Below are 20,619 nucleotides of genomic sequence, written 5' to 3'. Positions count from 1 at the left end.
ATAAATGATCATTTCTGGATAATTACATCAAAGCTGTCGGCATGGCTCTTTCAATGATGGACCGTGTGTCAATGACGGCGGTGGAAGCACCAAAAAGATTACTGGGTCGATCAAGTCTTAACTTGCAAAAAGCTTCGGCGACAGGGTTGTCCGCGTTGTCAAGCACTGCTGCTTGAGCGGATATTGCAAGCAGTTCGACGATGTTACGGGCATTATGCTCGGCCAGTCCGCTAATTTTCAGAGTTTTCAGGTGATTATCATAGGAAGGATAGCGCCCGCTTGCAGAAAACAGAAATTCCCGCAGACTGTCGAGCGCTTGGGGTTCGCGTGCCATTGCGCGCAAGACATCCAGCGCGATCACATTTCCCGAGCCTTCCCAGATCGCGTTCAGCGGAGACTGACGGAAAAGGCGCGGCATCGGACCAGTTTCGACATAGCCTGTTCCGCCCAGACATTCCATTGCTACATACACCATCGCGGGCGCACGTTTGCAAACCCAATATTTTGCGATGGGGGTCAGCAGACGGGATAGCGGGTCGGCCATATCAAATGCGGCTCCGACCTGGAAGGCAAGAGCGGTTGCGGCTTCACTTTCTACCGCGAGATCGGCAAGCACGGACATCATTGCCGGTTGTTCGATCAACCGGTGCTGCATGAAGATCCGATGGGCCGTAGGCGCATCTAATGCATCAATAGCCATCGGCTTCGCATACGCCGCCTCTTGAGCAAGTGCTAACCTCTAGGCTGCTCAGGCCCCGACCCGATAGCACCAAGTGCGGCTAAACTGGAAAGCCGTCCTTCTGCTGTCTGATTTAAAATCGAGAGTCATGAAAAGCAGACTGTCAGTCTGGTTCGCAGGATATTGGCAAGCTTACAACCATTCCGCTCGCTTCAAAATATTCGAAAGAATCCAATAGGTCTATTGACCTTTGCTATTATTGCGAATAATTCGCATTCGCATTAGAGATTAGACAGGGAATTATATCGTGAATCGGACACCGCATTTCAAAAACTTGGCAGCTTTCGGGATATTGCTGTTTGCCATGCACTCTCCTGCCGCATGGGCACAGGACGGCGGCGAGACCCAATCGCAAAACCAAAATCAACGAGATGACGATGTTAGCCGGGCAGACGAATTCAAACCCGCAATTATCGTGACCGCATCGCGCGTCAACAAACCGATCAGCGCCATTCCGAACAGCGTTCGCGTCATTGACCGCGAGACGATCGACCAGCAATTGTCGGTCAGCACGAGCCTCCTCGATAGCCTCAGTTTTTCCATTCCCAGCCTGACCCCCGGACGGCAGAAGATGACAAGCAGTAGCGTCACCCTGCGCGGGCGCACGCCGCTTTATCTACTCGACAATATTCCGCAATCGACTCCCTTGCGCAACGGTGAGCGTAGCGGATTCACCATCGACCCCGCGTTTGTCGACCGCGTCGAGGTGATTTACGGTGCCAATGCCATTCAGGGTGTGGGCGCGACCGGCGGTGTCATCAATTATGTCACCGTCGCCCCGCCAACGAATGGCGACCTGCTGGCGAAAGTTTCCGCCGAAATCTCGACCGACGACTTTGAAGACAATGGCTTCCACACACGGCTCACGGGTCTGGTGGGTCAAAAAATTGGTGCTGTGGATTTTGTCGTCGCCGGGGCCTACCAGAAAAACGACTTATATTATGACGGAAACGGTAACGCGGTGGGCGTCGATCCCACACAGGGCGACCTTGCCGACACCACATCCTATAATGTCTTCGGGAAGCTTGGTCTCGACATTGATGACAGCAAACGGATCGAACTGACGGCCAATTATTTCAATCTTGCTGGTGACGGCGATTATGTTCGCGTCGACGGCGACATTGCAGCAGGTATTCCCGCAACCAGCGCCCGCGGCGTACCGGCTGGAGACCCTACCTACAATGAAGCCGTAAATCTGGCCCTGTCCTATACTGACAGGGACCTGTTCGGCGGCAAGCTGTCGCTCGCGGGATATTATTATGATTTCTACGCGCTATATGGCGGAGATGCGTTCCCGGTGTTTCAGGATGTGTCGATTGCGCCAGCGGGCAGCCTGTTCGATCAGTCAGCATTGGCATCGGAAAAATATGGCGCAAAGCTGACCTATGTGCGCGAAGATACGTTATGGAACGGGCTGCAGATCGCGGCAGGTGCCGACTATCTGCATGACGAGACCTTTCAGGAACTGGCACAGACGGACAGGCTCTGGGTGCCGTTGCTGAAATTCCAGGAATTCGCGCCCTTCGTGCAACTCGAGCAGACCTTCCTCAACGAGGCCGTGCGCCTGTCCGGCGGGCTGCGCTACGAGAATGTGGCGCTCGACGTGCCCGATTTCACCACGATCGCGAGCGCCGGATCTACCTTTGTCCAAGGCTCTTCGCTGACATTCGACAAGCTGCTCGGAAATGCCGGCATCGTCGTCGAACCGCTGGAAGGACTGACATTCTTTTCATCTTATGCGCAGGGCTTCACCATGCCGGACGCCGGCCTGGTTCTGCGTTCCGTCAACACCCCGGGGCAGACAGTGGCCGATCTCATTGATCTACAGCCGGTCATTGCCGACAATATCGAAATCGGAGCGGGTTATCACAAGAACGGCCTGAACCTTGATGCCAGCTATTTTTGGTCCAATTCCGATCTTGGTTCGCGCATTCAGGTGGTCAATGGTGCAGGACAAATTCGGCGAGAACGCACCGAGATTTCCGGATTTGAATTTGCTGCCGATTACCATTTCCCATCCGGCTTTGGCTTCGGTGCCAATTTTGCAAAACTCTACGGTCGCTTTGATAGCGACGGGGACGATGTTGTCGACCGCGATCTCGACGGACGCAATATTTCGCCGGACCGGCTGAATTTGTTCGTCGAAGGTCCGATTGCAGCTGGCCTGTCAGCACGGCTTCAGTCATCGACTTTTTTTGATCGGACATTCGAGGGCGGATTGCCACAAAATGATTTTGACGGATTTACACTGGTTGATCTTGCGCTGTCATACACAGGTAACGACTTTGGTGATTTCAGCCTGGGCATCCAGAATATTCTCGATAAGCAATATATTACCTATTATGCGCAGACGGTTACCTTCGTGAATGACAGCACTTATGTATCCGGCCGTGGACGTGCGTTCACGCTGGGCTGGAAATATAGCTTCTGATGCAGTTGGTCGCGTCGATCCATCGTTGGACGGGCGGATTAATCGGTCTGCTGCTGGCCTTGCTTGGCCTGACCGGCGCTTTGTTGTTGTGGAAGGGCGCTTGGCTCCGCATGACAGTGCCGGTGGCGGAAGAGGTTGTTCAGACCGGCCCTGCCACTCTTGGCGCGCTTGTGCAAAATATCCTGGCCGGTTCGGCCCAGACACCGACCTCCATCGTTTTTGCCAACAGCGATATTGCCCTCCACACGGTGCGCACCGGACCGGACAGCGGCTTTTATGCCGATGCGAACGGATCTGCCATCGCGTCATGGGACAGCATATGGGCTCGCTCGGAAATTTTCCTGTTTGATCTGCACCACCATCTGCTTGTCGGGGAAGCGGGAGAGACGGTCAGCGGCATTGCCGGACTGGTCGGTCTGGGATTCATCCTTACCGGACTGATATTGTGGTGGCCGACACGAAAGACATTCAGGTTGCGCCTGTGGCCTGCCAGAATGACAAGGCCCGCAATCGTCAGGCAGCACCGCGATATGGGCGTGATACTCGCGCCGTTGCTGTTCCTCACCATGTTGACCGGTGTGATGATGACGCTCAAGCCGGTCGCGGAACTTTTGCTGTCGCCTTTCTCCAGCGCAGCTGAAATGGAGTCGGCACTCGAACCGCCGAAAGTGACCGCGGGACCTGCGGATAATGCCGATTGGCCTCGCATCATGGCAGCGGCGCAAGCGCGCTTTCCTGATGCCACTATCCGTATTATCGGACTGCCGCGAAAAACGGGCGATCCCGTTGCCATCCGGTTGAAGCGGCCGGGTGAATGGCACAATAATGGCCGCACGATCATCTGGTTCGATGGCGCAACCGGCAATCTGCTTCGGGCTAAAGATGCGCTCGCTATGCCGCAGGGCTTGCAGCTATTCAATCTCGCCTATCCGCTCCATGCGGCGAAGGTTGGCGGTACAGTTTATAAAGTTGTGCAGTCGATTGCCGGTTTGGCATTGGCACTGCTCGGTAGTCTGGCCGTGTGGAGTTTCTGGTTTCGCAAGAAAGGATTTTCGAAGCCGATAAAGCCCTGACAGCTTGGTCGCCACAATGGCAAGAGGGTCCTCTGTAGCGGGGCAACCTGCTCGCCAAACGTGATCGGCGGCTCGCTGAACTCGAACGAGTGGATGTTTTGGGGCTGCAATTAGCTCGCACTATTTGTCCAACTTTTACGTCGATAGCGGTCCTTAGTGCCGATGCTTGCAACCCTGACAGTCCTGTTGTCGCGCGCGATATAGGATAAAGCTGTCCTCAATGAAACATTGCATCAACGATGGCGCAGTCAGGCACTTCGCCGCCATCACATTTTTGCGCCATGTCCGACAATGTTTGCTCCAAACGTTTCAAGTCGGATATTTTCTGTTGAATATTGGTAATGTGGTCGTTGGTTACGGCCAACACTTCTCCGCACGTATATTCTTTGGAATCGACCAAGCTGAGAAGGCCTCTTAGCTCCGCAATTGAAAAACCGAGTTCCCGTGCGCGCAGAATGAAGCGTAACCGTGCCTGGTCATCTGACGAATAGACCCTGTGACCACTGCTTGTGCGATCAACGGCGCGTAACAGTTCGATGTTCTCGTAATATCGTATCGTTTCGACGTTGCAGCCGGCGATTTTGGCCAGTTTTCCGCGCTTGACAGATGGTTGCATAAAAAGTCCTTGTTCCTGTAGTAACTACAGAGAGTATAGTTGTTTCCGTCGAAGATCAATCGCAGCGAAAGATTACATATTGCCAGAGACTGTTCAGACTGAAATGCCCGCGCAATCACCGGAAAAACGCAGCTGGTGGGCTGTTGGCGGCATCGCCGGGGCCATATTGGCATCGTCTTGCTGCATTGCACCGCTCGTCCTTGTAACACTTGGCGTAAGCGGAGCGTGGATCGGCAATCTAACCGCGCTCGAACCCTATAAGTGGTATTTTGTGGCAGTGACCCTCGGTTTTTTGGCTGCGGGTTTTTGGCATGTCTATTTCCGCACAATGCCTGTTTGTGAAGACGGCTCATATTGCGCGCGCCCACAATCATCAATCATCCCGAAAACTGCCCTTTGGGTAGGAACATCACTCATTGCTCTATCAATCACAATCGATTGGTGGGCACCGTATTTCTATTAGGAGAAAGCTTATGAAACGCGCTTATATTATATTTTCAGCCGTTGTTGCCGTTGGAGCAGGCGGACTAGGAGCCATGACATTGCTGCCATCTTCCGGCGCCCAAGCCGTTGCAGAGGCGGCATCTAAAAATGCCCTCAAAACCGAAACATTCACTATTGAAAAAATGACCTGCGCCACCTGTCCGATAACGGTCAAGAAGGCCATCGGCAAGGTTAGCGGCGTGTCTTCTGTCGATGTTGATTTTCAAGCAAAAACGGCAAAAGTGACGTTTGATCCAGAGCGCACCACTGAATCGGCCATTGCCTCTGCATCGACAAATGCGGGTTACCCAGCGAAAATCGCCGCCGCACAGTAAGATTGTTTAGGCCCTAACCAAAGAAATGAATTAATATGAACGACTATTGCGCGTCAGATAATGACGGACGCTACGACCTTGCTGTCGTGGGTGCCGGGTCGGCAGGGTTCTCGGCTGCGATTACGGCGGCAGGGAACGGAGCAAAGGTTGCGCTGATCGGTCACGGCGCAATTGGCGGCACCTGCGTTAATGTCGGGTGCGTTCCATCCAAAGCGATGATACGCGCCGCAGAAGCTATTCATGGTGCCAAATCTGCAAGCCGCTTTCCCGGAATCGCTGGGGATGCCCGAGTAGAAAACTGGGCGCAGCTCGTGACCTCGAAAGATCAGCTTGTTTCCGGGTTGCAGCAAAAGAAATATACCGACCTGTTGCCCGAATATGAGAATGTCGATTATTTCGATGAAGGGCCAGCTCGCCTTGTCGAGGGCGGGGTTCAAATTGGTGAACGCTTGATACTGGCACCAAAGATCATTGTTGCGACCGGCGGCCGTCCTTCTCTCCCTCCCATCAAAGGGATTGATGAGGTTTCAACGCTCAACAGCACCGGATTGCTCGATCTGAAAATATTGCCCAAAAGCCTGATTTTCATCGGCGGCGGCTACATCGGATCTGAACTGGCATTGATGATGGCAAGAATGGGCGTCGAAGTGACGATCATATGCCGCTCACATCTATTGCCCGGCGCCGAGCCAGAAATCTCGGTGGCACTGACTGAATCTTTCCGCACGGAAGGTATCACCATCTATTGTGGAAGCACCTATGATGCTTGTCGGCAAGACACTTCTGGCGTCACGATTTGTATCAAGCACGAAGGTGAACGGCTTGAACTCACCGCCGACGCTCTCGCTGTGATGACAGGCCGGACACCAAACACAGAAGGGCTTGGACTCGAAGATGTTGGCGTTGCGCTTGATAGGCGCGGCGCGATTGTCGTCGGCGACAACATGCAAACGTCCAACCCAGATATATATGCGGCAGGCGATGTGACCAACCGCGATCAATTTGTTTATATGGCCGCTTATGGTGCCAAGCTCGCTGCCATGAACGCGGTAGCTATGGGGTCAGAATCATATGATAATTCGGCGCTGCCGTGGGTTGTCTTTACCGATCCACAGGTTGCAGGGGTGGGTTTGAGTGAAGCCGAAGCACGGGAAGCGGGATTTGACGTTGAAACATCTGTAGTCCCTCTGGATCAGGTGCCGCGCGCATTGGCGGCGCGTGACACGAGAGGCCTGATTAAGCTTGTAGCGGACAGGAAAACCGACAAATTGCTCGGTGGTCAGATTATGGCTCCCGAAGGTTCGGACAGCATCCAGACGCTGGTAATGGCTCTAAAATTTGGAATGACAGCCAAGGCGCTTGGGGAAACAATTTTTCCTTATCTAACAACCGTAGAAGGTCTGAAGCTAGCTGCCCAGACATTCGACAAGGATGTGACTAAGCTCTCCTGCTGCGCGGGCTAGCTCAGGCAGGACGTGGAGAATGGACCAGCATATGAAAACTGATAGTGAGACGGAAAGTGCGGCCAATGTTGCTTCAAGCACCGGAAGTGGCGCCGGCGCAATCGGTGCCATTGTCGCAGCAATGGGCTGCGCAAATTGTTTTCCGGCCATTGCCGCCCTCGGGGCTTCGCTGGGTCTTGGATGGTTGGATCATTATGAAGGTTAAATCATAGTGCGATTGTTACCAATTTTTGTCATCATTGCCCTGATTGCCAATCTTTATTTGTTCAATCGCCACCGCATCATTTGGCGCGGGATATTGAGCCTGATTGGGCCAGTCCTGGTGTTGGCAAAATTCTACCTTTTCTGGTCGGCAGACTGGAGCAACGCCGTATTCTATGTTGGGTTGGCATTCATGATCGGTTCGTCAATTTTCGAAATTGTATCACCCCCGTTAAAACGATGCCCTGTTCCCAAGGCTACGGCATAAGAAATTTGAAACATGATAGGAAACCAAGCGTAATGAACGTTAAAATTTGTCCCACCTGCGGCTGCTCTTTGGTGCGGCTTGGAATTACCGATGAGCAGGCGGTAGAGGCGGCCTATAATGAGATCGTGTATTTCTTCTGTTACCAGGGTTGCGCCGATATTTTCCAGAAACAGCCAGAACGTTTTGTCGAAGAGGTTAGGGATATCCATGTCTGTCCCGCGTGCCTTGCTGAAAAACCGACCGCCTACACGGTTCCCGTACTGCACAACGGGCAGGAAATTCGTTTCTGCCGCTGCCCTCATTGCGCAGAGGTTTTCGCAAAAGATCCAGACTTCTATCTTGATCGCCTCAGCGGAAAAACCGATTTCAGGGGCCTGTTTGATACGCCAGAAGCGGCATGCTGTTAGGGCCATGCTCCATAAAGGAGTGTGAGGCGTCGAAACGAACGCGACCTGTTTTCACGTCAAGCATATATCGCCGAAGTGCAATGGCGAGCCGAAACAAAGTCCCCAGAGACCTAATTGATGCGAAATTTCAGCATTTACCCCCTTGCCTCATCCTCCCTGACGGCATCTCCATCGATCGTCGCGGAACCCGCAGCCGCTCCACCCGTTAGTCCTAATATCGCTTATCAAGGAACTCATCATGACCCAGTCTTTCGATCTCATCGTCATCGGCGTCGGCATGGCGGCAGTCACTGCGGCCAACAAATGTGCTTCGGCGGGCTGGTCAGTCGCAGTCGTGGACGAGCTACCCTATGGCGGCACATGTGCTCTTAGAGGATGCGACCCCAAAAAAATGTTGAGACGCGGCGCAGAGATAATTGATGCTGCTTCCTTGATGAATGGCAAGGGCATCGAGCCCGGCAGCCTGGCTATCAACTGGTCGGACCTGATGGCGTTCAAGCGGGTATTCACCGAAAAAATGCCGCCAAAAATAGAATCTGGTCTCGACAAAAATGGTGTCACAACCTTGCACGGCAGCGCAAAATTTGTCGCTGAGGACATAATCGAGGTTGACGGAAAAGCACGGCTGCAGGCGAAGAAGATACTGATTGCAACCGGTGCAAAGCCCCGGAAAATTGACGTGCCTGGGGCGCAGTATCTCATTGATAGCACAGAGTTTCTGGAGCTGGAGAGCCTCCCGGAAAAGATCATATTTGTGGGCGGCGGTTTCATCTCCTTTGAGTTTGCACATATCGCGGCCCGCGCGGGAAGCGACGTTCCAATCATTGATCGCGGCGAGCGTCCACTAAAGGGCTTTGACCCAGATCTTGTCGATAAATTGCTAGAGCGAAGCAAAGAGGCAGGAATTGAGGTCGTTCAGAAGACCAATCTCATCTCCATCGCCCAAGAAAATAGCGGATATTCGGTAACTGTTGATGTCGACGGTCAAGCCCAAAACTATTTGGCTGATTTGATCGTGCATGGTGCGGGGCGCGTTCCAGCGATCGATGGTCTTGATCTGGACAAGGCAGGCGTCGAATCCGACGCCCACGGCGTCAAAGTGAACGAATTTCTGCAAAGCATCTCCAATCCGTCAATTTATGCAGCGGGGGATGCAGCGGACACAAAAGGTGCGCCACTTACGCCGGTGGCCGTGTTTGAAGGCAAGGTGGTTGCGTCAAATATGCTGAAAGGCAATCATGCCAAACCAGACTATAAAGGTGTCCCAACGGTAGTGTTTACCATACCCGAATTGGCGCGTGTGGGAATGCTGGAAGAAGAAGCAAAAGCTGCTGGTTACAAGCTGCGCATCGCGACCAACGATACAAGCGGCTGGTATTCCAATCTGCGAGTGGGAGAGACCTGCGCTGCCACCAAGGTGATCATCGATGATGAAACCGGCAAAATATTGGGCGCGCATTTGTTGGGGCCGGAGTATGCCGAAATCATCAATTTTTTCGGTCTGGCGATGCGTCTTGATTTGACCACGAGCGAACTGGAAAAAATGGTCAGTGCCTATCCGTCGGTTGGCTCTGATGTTGGCTCGATGTTGTGAGGTGACGTGTATAAAAAAATTCAGCCTTGCAAGCAATATAGAGATGTGATTCAGTATTTCTGTGGAAGCGGGTGATACTGCGATTATGGGAGAACGAACGGCGATGCCGGAGACGTAGCCGGTCCAGCTTTAATATTCGTTCTAGATGCGCAAACTCGCCAAACTAATCCCGATGCCAGCCTAATAAACAGGCAAGCCGGAGCGTATCTCATCACCCGATACGACATAAACCGGAAAATCGAGCGATGTCGGCAGCATATCAAAGTGTGGAGACCGGAGGGTGCGCACGCTTCTCTATGAGGTTTCCCACGTCATGCTGACCCGCTACAGGGGCGAACTGAAGCTTAAGAATTGGGCGTTGGCAATTGCGCAGCGCTCGACCATGCGGAAGGCGCGCATCGCGCTCGCGCGGCGCCTTGCCATCATCATGCATGCCATGCTCCGAGATGGGACCGCGTTCCATCCGGCCTGACCGGTAAGAAAGGAGATCGAAACGAGCTCCCGAGCGGGAGCAAACGCCCGAGGGAGGGAGCGGATGATGGCGCCTATTGTGTAGCATGCGGCCCCAGTCGGTCGACTGCGATTTCAACCTCGCCACACCGCAACCAGCTGACCCCATAAAGTGCCAACGAACACACAGAGAACGCAGACACCCACAGGCAATCGCACCAGTTCAGGAAAACAGCAGTTGCCCTTGACGTATTAGAGAACAATCGGGTGGATTGCTGAATGGCAGGTTCTATTACAGACTGTGACGTAAGCAGGCGACGTTAAGGATCCAACTATCATTGAGAGAGAAGCATTTGTTGCCACGAACTCCCATTTTCAGGGCGGGTATTGGTATTTTATTAAGCATTGCTTGTGCATAAGATAAATGAAGCGAAGTGAAACCAAGTTAAATGATCGACAGTCCACAATTTTTGCTAAATCAAACCGAAGGTCGCCAAGGTCTGGTGGCGTTAATAGTCGCATCCTGCGAAGAAGCAGGCGCTGATGTGTTGGTTGTTGAAAACAAAGATGATTATACACTTATGATAACGGGAGCGGGTTTATCTGCTACAGTTGAAATTTGGACAATAGGAAACGGCGGTCTGTCTATTAGGTGGAAAAGCGACGAATTGCCATTGCGAGCTGTCGAGGGCGCATGGTCATCTGATTGCCGCGAAAATTTTCGCACGACCCACGCAATCACAAATTGTGAAAGCCAAAGCCATCTGATCGAAGCTCTGGCAACTGGGCTGAAAGCTGCCGTGTCGGGGGTGGCGTTTGATGGTCGCAACATCAAATAATTGCATTCGGAAATAGTTGCGGTTATTAGACCATAGGAAAGTAAATTCCTGACGGTCGCGTCCCGCAGCGTGCACAATGCCCCGAGCGCAGCGGAAAATTATTTTCCCTGAGTGACCTATGAAATTTAGGCACTCAGGAGCCTTTTCTTGATCGTTCCTAAAACCATGAAAATTTATTCTCTGCCACCCCTACACGAGTGTGGGATGCCATCCGCCCAATTTGGTATGCCAAGGCACGTCTATTCAAATTATCTCGCATCGCCGCGACGAAACCGTGGCAGGAAAATCATGGTCGGTGACTCTTCGAACACCGTGCACGGCTTAGTTAGGCTAGCACATGCTAGGCGTGAAGGTGGTCGTGGTGTAGCAAGAGGGGCTGCGAATGGTGGGCTTTGGCGCGTTAGCCGACCGGCTGCTATTTTACACGCCTACCGTGAATCTGTGTCCCAATAATGTACAGGAGCCTTGTAGCGGCGATAGTCGGGATGCTCAGGCACCTTGCGGTTCGATCGCGGCGGGATGATTGGGAGGATGCCGCGCATGAGCAGATTTTCTCGGAACCTGTCGCCGTCATAGCCCTTGTCCGCCAGCAGCGCCCTGGGTCGGGGTAGCGGCAGGGCCATCAGATCATCGGCCGATGTATAATCCGATGCTTACTACTATAGCCCCCGATAGTTTATACTGCTAATGATCAAGAGGAGCTAGATATGACCCAACAACGCATTTTCATCGGTATTTTTGCCCGATGCGATCGGCGGCGATGAACGAAATCAGATCAAGGGGGCATTATGCCGGTAGCGGTTGGACAGCGTTGTTTTCTGCCTGGTTCTTCGCGCTATCGTCCAGCCTTGGCGCAATCTTTATTGGTGAGGTGATGGGCCAGACGCCGTGCGAGTTATGTTGGTTCCAGCGCGCCTTTATGTTTCCGCTGGCCATCATGCTCGGCATCGCGGCCTACCGATCGGATCGAGATGTGCTCCCCTATGCGTTTGCCCTTGCGTTGGCGGGGTGGGTGATCGCGCTTTATCATTTGTTGCTCTATCTTGGAGTTGTACCAGACGAGAACCAACAATGCGGTTCAGGACCGTCCTGCTCAAACGGCGAAATGACGCTTTTTGGTGCCGTGCCGATTCCGCTTCTCTCGCTGGTAGCCTTTTTGGCCATCTTATTTTTTCTCAACCTTTATCGGAGATCACGATCATGAACAGGCGTTTTGGAGTAGTTTTGACGAGTTTGCTCTCAGTTGGCGCTTTCGCTGCCGGGGTAACTCTATACAGCAGTTCGGTTGCTGGAGAACCCGCAGCCAAAGCGGCGGCTGTGCCAAAGGACATATTTGTGCGTCCTCATTCACCGATAATCGGACCCAAGAGTGCACCGGTGACAATTGTAGAATTTTTCGACCCGTCTTGCGAGGGCTGCCGTGCTTTTTACCCAAGCGTCAAGCAAATACTCGCCGCGTATCCAAAGGATGTTCGGCTTGTCATGCGTTACCTGCCGCTGCACGAAGGTTCCGCTGAAGCTATTGGTATTCTGGAGGCTGCACGTGCGCAGGGCGTCCTGCAACCGGTAATGGAGGCACTATTGGACGCGCAGCCCAAATGGCACAATGGTGACATGACAGGAGCATGGTCGGCCGCAAAGGCGGCCGGGCTCGATCTTGTAAAGGCCAAGGCAATGCCGAGCGCCGGTATAAATGCGATGATGAAGTCCGATTTGGAGGACGCGAACACGCTTGGCGTCAAGGGAACGCCAAGCTTTTTTGTAAATGGTAAACCCTTGGCTGAATTTGGCCCTGAACCCCTCTACGCTCAGGTTCGCGCTGAGGTCGAAGCTCAACAAAACCCAAACCAAGAGTGAAGACGGTGGCTGGCAGGGCTGCAACGGCCCTTCTCGACAGGTTCTCTTCTACGGGCTTTGTTGCATAACTCGTGACGGTCGCGAGTCAGGTTTTACTTGGAGTTATTATGCGACCCGGATGGTCTTCGGGTTTCCTATTGCTGAGAACCGATTGAGGCCTGCAGCGCGGGCTTTTAGTTCGGTAATCTGATGGTCGAAGGTGCGCGCGGCGACGCGCTGGCCGAGGAGCTTGAAGCAATGCATCTTGGTTTCGACAAGGCTGCGGCGGTGATAGCCGCTCCACTTTTTCCAGATCGTCCGGCCAAGCCGTTTGGTTGTGCGCAGTGCTTCATTGCGGGCGTCAACGCCAGGGCCATCTTTGGTCCACAGCCGCCCGTTGCGGCGTACCGGGATGATCGGATTGGCACCGTGCTCAGCGATGACGGCATGATAGCCTCTCGTGTCATATGCGCCATTGGTGGCAGTATGAAGCGCCATGTTTACGCGTTTTCCACTCCCCTTCACCCATCATCTTGATCCCGGTGTTATCGACCAGCAGATGTAGCCCGCCCGAACTGGGCCGCCCACCGAGGTTCACCGACAATGCTTTTTGACGGCGGCAAAGCGTCGTATAATCCGGCACTGGCCAGTCCAGTTTCGCCATCTTGAGCAGGCTCGCAACCAGACCCGTCACCTGTCGTAGCTGAAGGTTGAACAGGATCTTCAGCGTCATGCACAGCTCAATTGCGCTGTCAGAAAACCGCATCGGCCAACCGGGCCGACCAACTGGTACCGAGAGCCAGTTTATCTCTGGTCAAACCACACATCCAATGAACCTCGCTGCTTCAGCGATGCATTATAAGCGGGCCAATTGGTCGTGCGGTACGTCGGGGAGATGGGTCTGGGCATCAGGCCCATCTATACATATCGATTCCCCGAGGGAATCCATCACCTTGTTATGCAACAAAGCCATCTGCGGGTGACGCCGCAGCATATTTACGGCGTTTTATCGATGATGGTGTGGTCGCTCATAGTCGTGATCTCAATCAAATACCTGTCGGTCGTTCTACGCGCCGACAACAAGGGCGAAGGCGGTATCATTGCGCTGGTCGCACGGCTCGGTCCGTGCAGGCGGCGCGCGGGGGTCATCCACGCCGCCCTAGTCGCGATGGGTGTTTTCGGAGCCTCGCTCCTGTATGGAGACGGCACAATCACGCGGGCCATTTCAGTCCTCAGCGCAATCGAGGCGATCAATCACAGACTTGCCTATACCGAGATTGATCTCAATCTTTCCGAGGTGAAGGGACCTGTGATGGACGCCTCAAACGAGCCGACTTTCTCGAGGAATTCCGCGGGCGTGTGTTCCTGTCGCAGAACCACGCGTTTCGCGAATTGTCACAGGACAACGGGCCCCCGCCTCTGCCAGACGATATCGCTCGCGATATGATCCAATCACCCTATTAGAAGGAGAACCTAGATGCTTATCGAAAAGATCAAGACACCCGGATTATCGCACCTTTCCTATCTCGTCGGTGCCGACGGGCAGGCAGCGGTGATCGCCCCCCGCCGCGATTGCCACATCTATGTCGAGATGGCTCGCGACCGATCATATATTTGCGCTTTGCTCGCTGCTGGGCTTTAGTTTCTGCCCGCGCTTGCGTGATTTTTAGGACCGCAGACTGATACCGATGGAAATGCCATCGCGTTATCCAAAAATTTCGCCGCTCCTTGGCCAGCGCGTAAAAACCGAGAAAATCCGGGAGCATTGGGATGACATTATGTGTCTGTTAGCATCCATCAAGACCGGCCACGTCGCGCCGTCGGTAATGATGCGTATTATGAACGGCAAAACCAGCTGGACGTGGCTTTGCAGGAAATTGGCAAGATCGAGCGCACGCTGTTCATGCTCGACTGGCTCGAAAGCCCCGAATTGCGACGCCGCTGCCGGGCCGGCCTTAACAAGAGCGAACAGCGTCATGCCCTGACGCAAGCGATTTCGACCTTCCGGCAAGGCGGAACAGTGCCAGATTGTCCGGTCATCAATACGCTGTTTGAATGAATAACATCGAAAGCAATAACGAGGCCTTGCAGAAACGCGGCTTTCTAGTGGGCCGCAATGCCGGCAATTTTGAGGTTTTAGATTTGTTTGAGGTTACGCACAGCGCAGAGAATTTATCATCAGGTCAAGCCCTGATGGCCTGTATCAGCGGTACTATCCCCAATATCTAGAAAATCTGCTTGATATTGTAGCCGAGGATGTGGCGGCTCGTTTCTGGTCCGATCGGTTCCGTTCTTATCATTCAATTCCCGCCTTTGGTGGAGAATGTTTTAACAACCATGCCAAGCGTTGCAAGCCTGTTTTGTCGGTGTTGCCACCAATAATGTAGTCAATTCTGGGCATGGTGCTCGGTGCACTGGCCGCATTGGGATTGAGTGTTTTGGATGTTCCAACCTTCGAGAGGCTGATGATGGTTGCCGCGATGTGCCTGATCGCTGGGTGGCTTGGGCATCACCTGAATCTTTCTTGTGATGACCAATGGGACGGAATTGCCCTCAGAAAATAAACAAATAGAAGACTGAGAAGAAGGCTATAAAAATCAATATGCCCGAAAGTGAAAATTCGTTTTGCCAAATACTGTTGCCGGGCTCGCGCACGTCGACGATTGCCTGCTCTTTGGCAACTTGTAAAACTGCCCTCGGCAATGCTAATCGGAATGGGTGCTTTGCACCCTCATCACGTAATACGAGTCGATGTTTTCTTTTTCGTTCCATGCAGACGAGTTAACAATTTGTTAAGAATTTAGTCCACCACATAATTTGGTTAAAATTCGTCTGTCTCGAACCGGCACTAAATCGGTGCAAAAGGTTAAGCGAATTTCCGCTGGATGCGGCTTGCAAATGGTGTGGATTCGCAATTGCAATTGCTGTCATCGCGAAGTTGCCATCCTTCCGATATCCTCATATCTATGGCACAAAATTTGCCAGCCGGTTTGCTGGTCGCCGGGGTATTTGGGCAGAGCCGAACCCATGAGTATATATTCGGCGGTGTTACTCGAATTTTGCTTCTAAATTGTCCGCATCCGTTATTATTGGTCCCCTAGATCCACCTGAACGTTCTCGGAAGCAGGGGTTTTGCCTTGCTGGGCGGATAAAAATATTGAGAATAATATTTGGAAAATCGCCGATAACTGATCATTTCTGGATAATTACATCAAAATTGACGGTAACGATCTTTCAATGATGGACCGCGTGTCAATGACAGCCCCTGAAGCAGCAAAGAGATAGCCGGCTCGATCAAACCTTAACTTGCAAAAAGCTTCGGCAACGGGATTATCCGCATTAATGAGCACTGAACTGAACTCTGTTCAAGGGTAAATCGCAGTATTGTCGGCACTCCCGCCCTGTATTTCACTTTAAAGTCAGGTTCATCTTTCCACGGAATGGACCCGCGAACACGCAGCGTTGATGGTTGGTGCAAAGAGCATAGCTTCGGGACATACATGGGGTTCAGAAGCTGACCCGAGCGCCTCCCACGAACCGCCGGGGGATTCCAGGACGCAAGCCGAAGGGACGTCTGCTGACGGCGTATTGGTCATCGAATATGTTATCAACGCGTGCAAACAGGGAGAGACTGTCGGTCAGCGCGAAATTTCCCGCAAGATCAAAGATGATGCGCTCGTCGATCCCTTGATTTACGGCAATAGCCCCGCTCCCGGGTTCATTGCGCAAATCGGAAAGGTAGCTTACCCCAAGATTGATCGCAATGCGGCCCGCGTTCACACCCGCTTCTATATACAGTTGATGCCGCGCAATATAGGGCAGGGCATCGCCTTCAGTCACATCACCGAAAAAGTCGCTGTCGAAGCTACTGTCGAATTGTGCATCCGTGAACGTATACGCGAGGGACAGGGGAAACGAGATTGTGTCGGTGGCGCGTGGCTCGACCGCTGCCGACAGCTCCAAGCCCTTGACGGTAACTGCGCCGCCATTGAACTGATCGCCAATGTCGCCGACGCTGCAGCCGACAGATTGGGTGCAATTGCCGAGCAAGTTGGAATAGTCGTTGTAGAATCCAATCGCAGAGACCTGGACCTCGTCAGTCCTGAAGCGGACGCCGGCTTCGTAGTTCCAGCTTTTTTCGGCGCGGGCGTCCGGACTGCCGGGGCCGGGAGGAGAGAAGCCGCGTGATACTCCTGCAAGCACAATGGCGTCGCCAAACTCGTAAGTAACACCCAGAGCAGGCAGCCACTGGTCGATATTGGTGCGGCGAACCCGGGTTGGCCCGGTCGATCGATCCGGGTCCGATCCTGCATAGTCCAACCGGGTCAAATCAATCCCTTCGTACCTCAACCCGGGCGTCAGCGTCACGGCACCGATCTCGATCCGGTCCTCGATGTAAAATGCGATGGCCTTCGCTTTCGCCTCCCGGTTGGCCTGCTGGCCGATATCAGTCTGGCGCTCAAAGACGAGGTCTCCGCCAATTTGGGAGTAGAATTCCTCGTTTTGCAGTCTGTCTTCTTCATCCTCGTGATAGCGGACGGAGACCGCGAGATTGTGGCGCGTCGCGCCGATGGCGAACGGGCGTTCCAAAGAAAACTGGGCTCCTTCACTACGATAGACGCGATTGTTGTTGCGGATCCGCACCGCGCCATTCGCACTGTCCGCCCCGCGTAAGATATTAAGAGCTTCGCGATTGTCATCGGGGCTATCGAAAACAGTCTGAATCGAATCGAATCGACCGTCGCCATCGAAATCGATATCCTGAAGTTTCGACCAGCTGCGGCTGAAGTCGTTGCGATACAGCGTGGCCGTGATCCTCGTCTCATCGGCAAACGCCAAGGTGCCGATAATACGAAATTGGTCGTGCTTCCCGGAAAATGCGTCGCGCTGGCTGGTCGCATAGCGACGATAGGGTTCTGCCGCGAAATCGGCATCGGCAAGTCCGAGGTAGGTCTCATTGGCTTTAAGGTCAGACCGGCCATAAACAAATTCCAAGCGAGCCTCTACGGGTGCGTCCGGCGCGGTGTGAACAGCCAATCGCCCACGATAATCCTGTCGTTCAAAGCCGGTGTCAGCATCTGGACGCCCGTCGATTGATTTGAAGCCGTCGCTGCCCTGCTGGTAGGTTTCAATCAGCGCACCAACATAATCTGTGTCAGCTCCAACCCAGCCCTGGCCTTGGAAGTAATTGCGCGAACCATATTGGCCTGAAGCATAGCCGGAGAATCCATCCGTCGGGATTTGGGTAGACCGAAGATTGACCGCTCCGCCGATAGTACGAGGTCCAGAGCGGATCGCGGCTGCGCCCTTCGTTACCTCGACCGCCTGCATACGTCCGATGGCGGGGAAATAATATGCAGCCGGCGCGGCATAGGGGGCCGGCGCGATCAATACGCCATCTTCCATGAGTGTGATGTTGCTCGATCGTTCGACTGGGCTACCACGCAGTCCGATATTTGGAAACAACCCGAACCCATCCTCCTCCTGGATATTTACCCCGGGCACCTGACGCAGGACACGGTTTACATCCCCATGGTCGAAGCGGCGGAGATCTTCGCTGTCGAGCAGATCGGCAGAACCGGGAATCCGGTAGGGATCAATCCGGCCTCCGAGGACGATAATCGAAGTATCGGGATTTGCCTGACGGTCTTCCGAAGCCTGCTCAGTTCCATCTTTCTCGGCGACGGGCCAATTATTCTCTTGGGCTTGCACTGGCATGGACAAGGCAACTGCGAGGGACGAGACGGTAGCACGATACATAGAGGTTTCCTTTTCTCCGAGCGGTGTGGGGAGGGCTGCCTCTAACGTTATTGCAAATGCTTCGCAAGAGCATAATTGCGATGCTCTCAAAACTTTTGTCAGTACCTATCATTCTGGCGCTTGCTCTCATGCTATTTTCTCGGGGTGGGGAAGGGGCCAGCGGTCTGCCATCCTCGCATAGTGGGCTGAGCTATGGATTACTTTATCTGCGCCAATTCCTGCCTGGCTTCCCGTTTTGCGAGGATACCTTTGCCATGCTTTATGCCCGCGCTGAAACCCTCCTTAACAATAGCGCCCATGATGAGTTCAACTAACATCGCCAACTCCCGCAAGACAGGGGCTTAGGGACTGGCGTTCCACGATACGATCCTCTGCATGCCAAGGTATTTGACAAATTTGCTTCCGAGTTAATCACGTGCAAATTCCAAAATTGCTTTGATTTCCGATGTTGTATTCATGCTGGGGGTTCAAACGCGTCGACGTAAAGTTGCTCGACCCGCAGGACTTCCTCATCAGTCAGTGCGGCAAATTCTTGTGTGCGGGCGCGCTGCGAAAGCTGACCGCCATTTTGCTGAAGGAACTTTTGAAGCAATTCGACCTGCGCTGATGGCATGTCGACGACCTGCTGCACGCCGTCACCGAACTGGTCGAACGCCTCCAGGTAACGAACCTCTTGGGGAAGATCGTGGACAATGGTTTGTTCCACGCATTCATAGAGAAATTCCGCATGCGCGGTAGCGTCAAAATAACGGTAGAAGTCGGCGGTATGATTGAGCACCTCGACATTGCCGCTCTGCGTCCGTTGCCATTCGATCTCGGGGAGAAGAGGCCTGGAATAGGTTTCCAGCACTGTCCGGTACGCGTCGAGCTGTCTTAGAATGGCAGCGCTGATCGGGAATACCAGGCCGGGCGGATTGTAGCTGGCGGCTGCCAGCGCGTGATGGATGAGCCAACGGTGAATGCGGCCGTTGCCATCTTCATAAGGGTGGATGTAGACGAACCCGAACGCTAGGACTGCTGCGGCGACAACGGGATCGAACGCTTCGGTGAGTGTTCGATCAGCGTAGGCGACAAGCCCTGTCAGCAAGTCTGTAACGTCATCATGGCGCGCACTGATATGGTCCGGGATCGGGTCTCCTGAATCCCGGTCATGAACGCCGACAAAGCCGCCTTGCGTTCTAAGACCGAGTTTTACGAAGCGCGCATCACCGATCACGATGCTTTGAAGACGGTCAAATTCGGCGAGGGTGACGGGGTTGCTGCCCGCTTGCGCGATCGCCTGACCCCATCGCGCCGCTCGGGTGCCGGAAGGTTTTTCGCCTTCTATCGCAAAGGATGATTTGGAATCGTTCAAGAGAAGGAATGCGGCAGCGCGCGCCACGAGGTCGGGGCGGACGCGCCCGATTTCGGCACGGACGCGTTTATCCAACTGCTTGTCCGCGGCAGCCTGCAGGGCCGGCGTTCGGCGGACCATTGGGCAAAAGGCCGGTGTTCCCGGGAGATTGTCGAGGATTTTGTGCCGGGACGAGACTTGTCCGCGCGCAAGGGCAAATTGTAGCTTAGGATCGACGATTGTCACCAGCCGAACTTTGCCAGGTTCAGGGATATCGAGCTGGGTACCCGTCAGCCATTCGTAAAGATACCACGCCCGGCGCGCAAAGGCGCCGGTCGGTGTCGCCATTACGAATTCGCGGATCGCTTCAGGTTCGACGGTCTTGAAGAGCTGCGCCAGAACGCCGAGATCAATGCCTTCCCACTTCATGGCGAATACCAGCTGGCCTGCAAGGCTCGCTTCGGGGCGATGGCGCGGGGTCAGCAGAACCCAGTCCGAAGTTGGCACCGGATGATGGCGTTCGGCAATCGCTGCTAGGCGAGGCGGCAAGGGAAGTGAAAGGTTATAGGCGGCGATCAAGGCAGCATAGCCACACGGCGTCGCAGGCTCCGGGAGCCTGAGTCCGCGAAAATCATTCACCGCCTGTGAAGGCCACTCACTCATAATTTTCTCCGTGAAAAATCATCACTTGAACCATGGTTGCTTGCGAATCGCGTTCACCATCTATGAAAATCTATCACAATTTACCCAAAATGTGAATATCGTTCTCCAATATTCGAGTTTACTCGTTT

20 protein-coding genes and 4 pseudogenes are annotated in these 20,619 nt (G+C 53.7%); 17 read left to right on the top strand and 7 right to left on the bottom strand.

Annotation, left to right across the window (positions count from 1 at the left end):
* Positions 1-22: 22 nt before the first annotated feature.
* Positions 23-700 (bottom strand): acyl-CoA dehydrogenase family protein, encoded by a 678-nt coding sequence (locus ACWFTY_RS17460; protein ID WP_430417839.1) that lies wholly within the window; start codon positions 698-700, stop codon positions 23-25.
* Between the two features lie 286 nt (positions 701-986).
* On the opposite strand from ACWFTY_RS17460, the gene ACWFTY_RS17455 reads away from it, so the two are divergent.
* Together ACWFTY_RS17455 and ACWFTY_RS17450 are read left to right on the top strand one after the other, a co-directional pair.
* On the top strand, positions 987-3,170 hold the full coding sequence (locus tag ACWFTY_RS17455) for a TonB-dependent receptor (RefSeq protein WP_447526949.1): 2,184 nt from the start codon (positions 987-989) through the stop codon (positions 3,168-3,170).
* Positions 3,170-4,243, top strand: coding sequence for a PepSY-associated TM helix domain-containing protein (locus ACWFTY_RS17450; RefSeq protein WP_430417841.1), 1,074 nt, complete (start codon positions 3,170-3,172; stop codon positions 4,241-4,243). Before ACWFTY_RS17455 ends, ACWFTY_RS17450 begins: the two co-directional genes overlap by 1 nt.
* Positions 4,244-4,460: 217 nt before the next feature.
* On the opposite strand, the gene ACWFTY_RS17445 is transcribed toward ACWFTY_RS17450, so the two are convergent.
* Entirely contained in the window at positions 4,461-4,859 is a 399-nt protein-coding gene (locus tag ACWFTY_RS17445) for a MerR family transcriptional regulator (RefSeq protein WP_430417842.1), read from the bottom strand.
* Positions 4,860-4,962: 103 nt separating this feature from the next.
* Here ACWFTY_RS17445 and ACWFTY_RS17440 point away from each other — a divergent pair, with 103 nt between their 5' ends.
* The 5 genes from ACWFTY_RS17440 to ACWFTY_RS17420 are packed head-to-tail and all read left to right on the top strand — an operon-like array spanning position 4,963 to position 7,609.
* Positions 4,963-5,322: a mercuric transporter MerT family protein gene (locus tag ACWFTY_RS17440; RefSeq protein WP_430417858.1), complete on the top strand. Its 360-nt coding sequence runs from the start codon at positions 4,963-4,965 to the stop codon at positions 5,320-5,322.
* A gap of 10 nt (positions 5,323-5,332) precedes the next feature.
* Complete coding sequence (locus tag ACWFTY_RS17435) at positions 5,333-5,677, top strand: heavy-metal-associated domain-containing protein (RefSeq protein WP_447526948.1); 345 nt, start codon at positions 5,333-5,335, stop codon at positions 5,675-5,677.
* Between the two features lie 35 nt (positions 5,678-5,712).
* Positions 5,713-7,140: a mercury(II) reductase gene (gene merA / locus ACWFTY_RS17430; protein ID WP_430417844.1), complete on the top strand. Its 1,428-nt coding sequence runs from the start codon at positions 5,713-5,715 to the stop codon at positions 7,138-7,140.
* A 31-nt stretch (positions 7,141-7,171) separates the two neighbouring features.
* The gene (locus ACWFTY_RS17425) at positions 7,172-7,345 is read left to right on the top strand and encodes a hypothetical protein (RefSeq protein WP_430417845.1); all 174 of its coding nucleotides are present in this window, start codon (positions 7,172-7,174) and stop codon (positions 7,343-7,345) included.
* Positions 7,346-7,351: 6 nt separating this feature from the next.
* Positions 7,352-7,609: a MerC family mercury resistance protein gene (locus ACWFTY_RS17420; protein ID WP_430417846.1), complete on the top strand. Its 258-nt coding sequence runs from the start codon at positions 7,352-7,354 to the stop codon at positions 7,607-7,609.
* On the opposite strand, the gene ACWFTY_RS17415 is transcribed toward ACWFTY_RS17420, so the two are convergent.
* On the bottom strand, positions 7,516-8,022 hold the full coding sequence (locus ACWFTY_RS17415) for a hypothetical protein (protein WP_430417859.1): 507 nt from the start codon (positions 8,020-8,022) through the stop codon (positions 7,516-7,518). The genes ACWFTY_RS17420 and ACWFTY_RS17415 overlap by 94 nt on opposite strands.
* A gap of 232 nt (positions 8,023-8,254) precedes the next feature.
* Between ACWFTY_RS17415 and ACWFTY_RS17410 the strand changes: the two genes are divergently transcribed.
* The 3 genes and pseudogenes from ACWFTY_RS17410 (at position 8,255) to ACWFTY_RS17400 (ending at position 10,899) form a co-directional block, all read left to right on the top strand.
* A complete protein-coding gene (locus ACWFTY_RS17410; protein WP_430417847.1) occupies positions 8,255-9,610 on the top strand; it encodes a dihydrolipoyl dehydrogenase family protein in 1,356 nt (451 codons plus the stop codon).
* A gap of 247 nt (positions 9,611-9,857) precedes the next feature.
* Positions 9,858-10,082, top strand: a pseudogene (locus ACWFTY_RS17405) (IS110 family transposase); the annotation flags it as partial.
* Positions 10,083-10,509: 427 nt separating this feature from the next.
* Complete coding sequence (locus ACWFTY_RS17400) at positions 10,510-10,899, top strand: hypothetical protein (RefSeq protein WP_123906374.1); 390 nt, start codon at positions 10,510-10,512, stop codon at positions 10,897-10,899.
* A 428-nt stretch (positions 10,900-11,327) separates the two neighbouring features.
* Here ACWFTY_RS17400 and ACWFTY_RS17395 read toward each other — a convergent pair.
* Positions 11,328-11,537, bottom strand: a pseudogene (locus tag ACWFTY_RS17395) (transposase); the annotation flags it as partial.
* Between the two features lie 122 nt (positions 11,538-11,659).
* On the opposite strand from ACWFTY_RS17395, the gene ACWFTY_RS17390 reads away from it, so the two are divergent.
* Positions 11,660-12,103 (top strand): disulfide bond formation protein B, encoded by a 444-nt coding sequence (locus ACWFTY_RS17390; RefSeq protein WP_430417848.1) that lies wholly within the window; start codon positions 11,660-11,662, stop codon positions 12,101-12,103.
* A complete protein-coding gene (locus ACWFTY_RS17385) occupies positions 12,100-12,756 on the top strand; it encodes a DsbA family protein (protein WP_430417849.1) in 657 nt (218 codons plus the stop codon). Before ACWFTY_RS17390 ends, ACWFTY_RS17385 begins: the two co-directional genes overlap by 4 nt.
* 105 nt (positions 12,757-12,861) lie before the next feature.
* Here ACWFTY_RS17385 and ACWFTY_RS17380 read toward each other — a convergent pair.
* Positions 12,862-13,644: pseudogene (locus tag ACWFTY_RS17380) on the bottom strand (IS5 family transposase).
* 49 nt (positions 13,645-13,693) lie between these two features.
* Here ACWFTY_RS17380 and ACWFTY_RS17375 point away from each other — a divergent pair.
* The 5 genes and pseudogenes from ACWFTY_RS17375 (at position 13,694) to ACWFTY_RS17355 (ending at position 15,299) form a co-directional block, all read left to right on the top strand.
* Positions 13,694-14,182 (top strand): KUP/HAK/KT family potassium transporter, encoded by a 489-nt coding sequence (locus ACWFTY_RS17375; RefSeq protein ID WP_335660894.1) that lies wholly within the window; start codon positions 13,694-13,696, stop codon positions 14,180-14,182.
* Between the two features lie 30 nt (positions 14,183-14,212).
* Complete coding sequence (locus ACWFTY_RS17370) at positions 14,213-14,377, top strand: hypothetical protein (protein ID WP_335660893.1); 165 nt, start codon at positions 14,213-14,215, stop codon at positions 14,375-14,377.
* Positions 14,337-14,749 (top strand): annotated as a pseudogene (locus tag ACWFTY_RS17365) (Tn3 family transposase); the annotation flags it as partial. The gene ACWFTY_RS17370 and the pseudogene ACWFTY_RS17365, both read left to right, overlap by 41 nt.
* Before the next feature lie 41 nt (positions 14,750-14,790).
* Positions 14,791-14,964: a hypothetical protein gene (locus ACWFTY_RS17360; protein WP_164089308.1), complete on the top strand. Its 174-nt coding sequence runs from the start codon at positions 14,791-14,793 to the stop codon at positions 14,962-14,964.
* Between the two features lie 170 nt (positions 14,965-15,134).
* Positions 15,135-15,299, top strand: a complete 165-nt coding sequence (locus ACWFTY_RS17355; protein WP_447526947.1) for a hypothetical protein — start codon at positions 15,135-15,137, stop codon at positions 15,297-15,299.
* A gap of 943 nt (positions 15,300-16,242) precedes the next feature.
* On the opposite strand, the gene ACWFTY_RS17350 is transcribed toward ACWFTY_RS17355, so the two are convergent.
* A complete protein-coding gene (locus ACWFTY_RS17350; RefSeq protein ID WP_447526946.1) occupies positions 16,243-18,585 on the bottom strand; it encodes a TonB-dependent receptor family protein in 2,343 nt (780 codons plus the stop codon).
* Positions 18,586-18,949: 364 nt separating this feature from the next.
* On the bottom strand, positions 18,950-20,491 hold the full coding sequence (locus ACWFTY_RS17345; RefSeq protein ID WP_447527012.1) for a Fic family protein: 1,542 nt from the start codon (positions 20,489-20,491) through the stop codon (positions 18,950-18,952).
* Positions 20,492-20,619 lie beyond the last annotated feature (128 nt).

It is taken from the genome of Parasphingorhabdus sp. NYA22 (assembly GCF_976973735.1).
Note: the sequence above shows the minus strand (reverse complement) of the source record. Positions and strands in the feature narration are given on the sequence as shown.

Coding starts and splice junctions, on each gene's coding strand:
- ACWFTY_RS17375 (WP_335660894.1), top strand. CDS start 13,694: ATGCAACAAAGCCATCTGCGGGTGACGCCGCAGCATATTTACGGCGTT.
- ACWFTY_RS17415 (WP_430417859.1), bottom strand. CDS start 8,022: ATGGCCCTAACAGCATGCCGCTTCTGGCGTATCAAACAGGCCCCTGAA.
- ACWFTY_RS17445 (WP_430417842.1), bottom strand. CDS start 4,859: ATGCAACCATCTGTCAAGCGCGGAAAACTGGCCAAAATCGCCGGCTGC.
- ACWFTY_RS17385 (WP_430417849.1), top strand. CDS start 12,100: ATGAACAGGCGTTTTGGAGTAGTTTTGACGAGTTTGCTCTCAGTTGGC.
- ACWFTY_RS17360 (WP_164089308.1), top strand. CDS start 14,791: ATGAATAACATCGAAAGCAATAACGAGGCCTTGCAGAAACGCGGCTTT.
- ACWFTY_RS17450 (WP_430417841.1), top strand. CDS start 3,170: ATGCAGTTGGTCGCGTCGATCCATCGTTGGACGGGCGGATTAATCGGT.
- ACWFTY_RS17435 (WP_447526948.1), top strand. CDS start 5,333: ATGAAACGCGCTTATATTATATTTTCAGCCGTTGTTGCCGTTGGAGCA.
- ACWFTY_RS17345 (WP_447527012.1), bottom strand. CDS start 20,491: ATGAGTGAGTGGCCTTCACAGGCGGTGAATGATTTTCGCGGACTCAGG.
- ACWFTY_RS17370 (WP_335660893.1), top strand. CDS start 14,213: ATGCTTATCGAAAAGATCAAGACACCCGGATTATCGCACCTTTCCTAT.
- ACWFTY_RS17400 (WP_123906374.1), top strand. CDS start 10,510: ATGATCGACAGTCCACAATTTTTGCTAAATCAAACCGAAGGTCGCCAA.
- ACWFTY_RS17460 (WP_430417839.1), bottom strand. CDS start 700: ATGGCTATTGATGCATTAGATGCGCCTACGGCCCATCGGATCTTCATG.
- ACWFTY_RS17410 (WP_430417847.1), top strand. CDS start 8,255: ATGACCCAGTCTTTCGATCTCATCGTCATCGGCGTCGGCATGGCGGCA.
- ACWFTY_RS17440 (WP_430417858.1), top strand. CDS start 4,963: ATGCCCGCGCAATCACCGGAAAAACGCAGCTGGTGGGCTGTTGGCGGC.
- ACWFTY_RS17425 (WP_430417845.1), top strand. CDS start 7,172: ATGAAAACTGATAGTGAGACGGAAAGTGCGGCCAATGTTGCTTCAAGC.
- merA (WP_430417844.1), top strand. CDS start 5,713: ATGAACGACTATTGCGCGTCAGATAATGACGGACGCTACGACCTTGCT.
- ACWFTY_RS17390 (WP_430417848.1), top strand. CDS start 11,660: ATGAACGAAATCAGATCAAGGGGGCATTATGCCGGTAGCGGTTGGACA.
- ACWFTY_RS17355 (WP_447526947.1), top strand. CDS start 15,135: ATGGTGCTCGGTGCACTGGCCGCATTGGGATTGAGTGTTTTGGATGTT.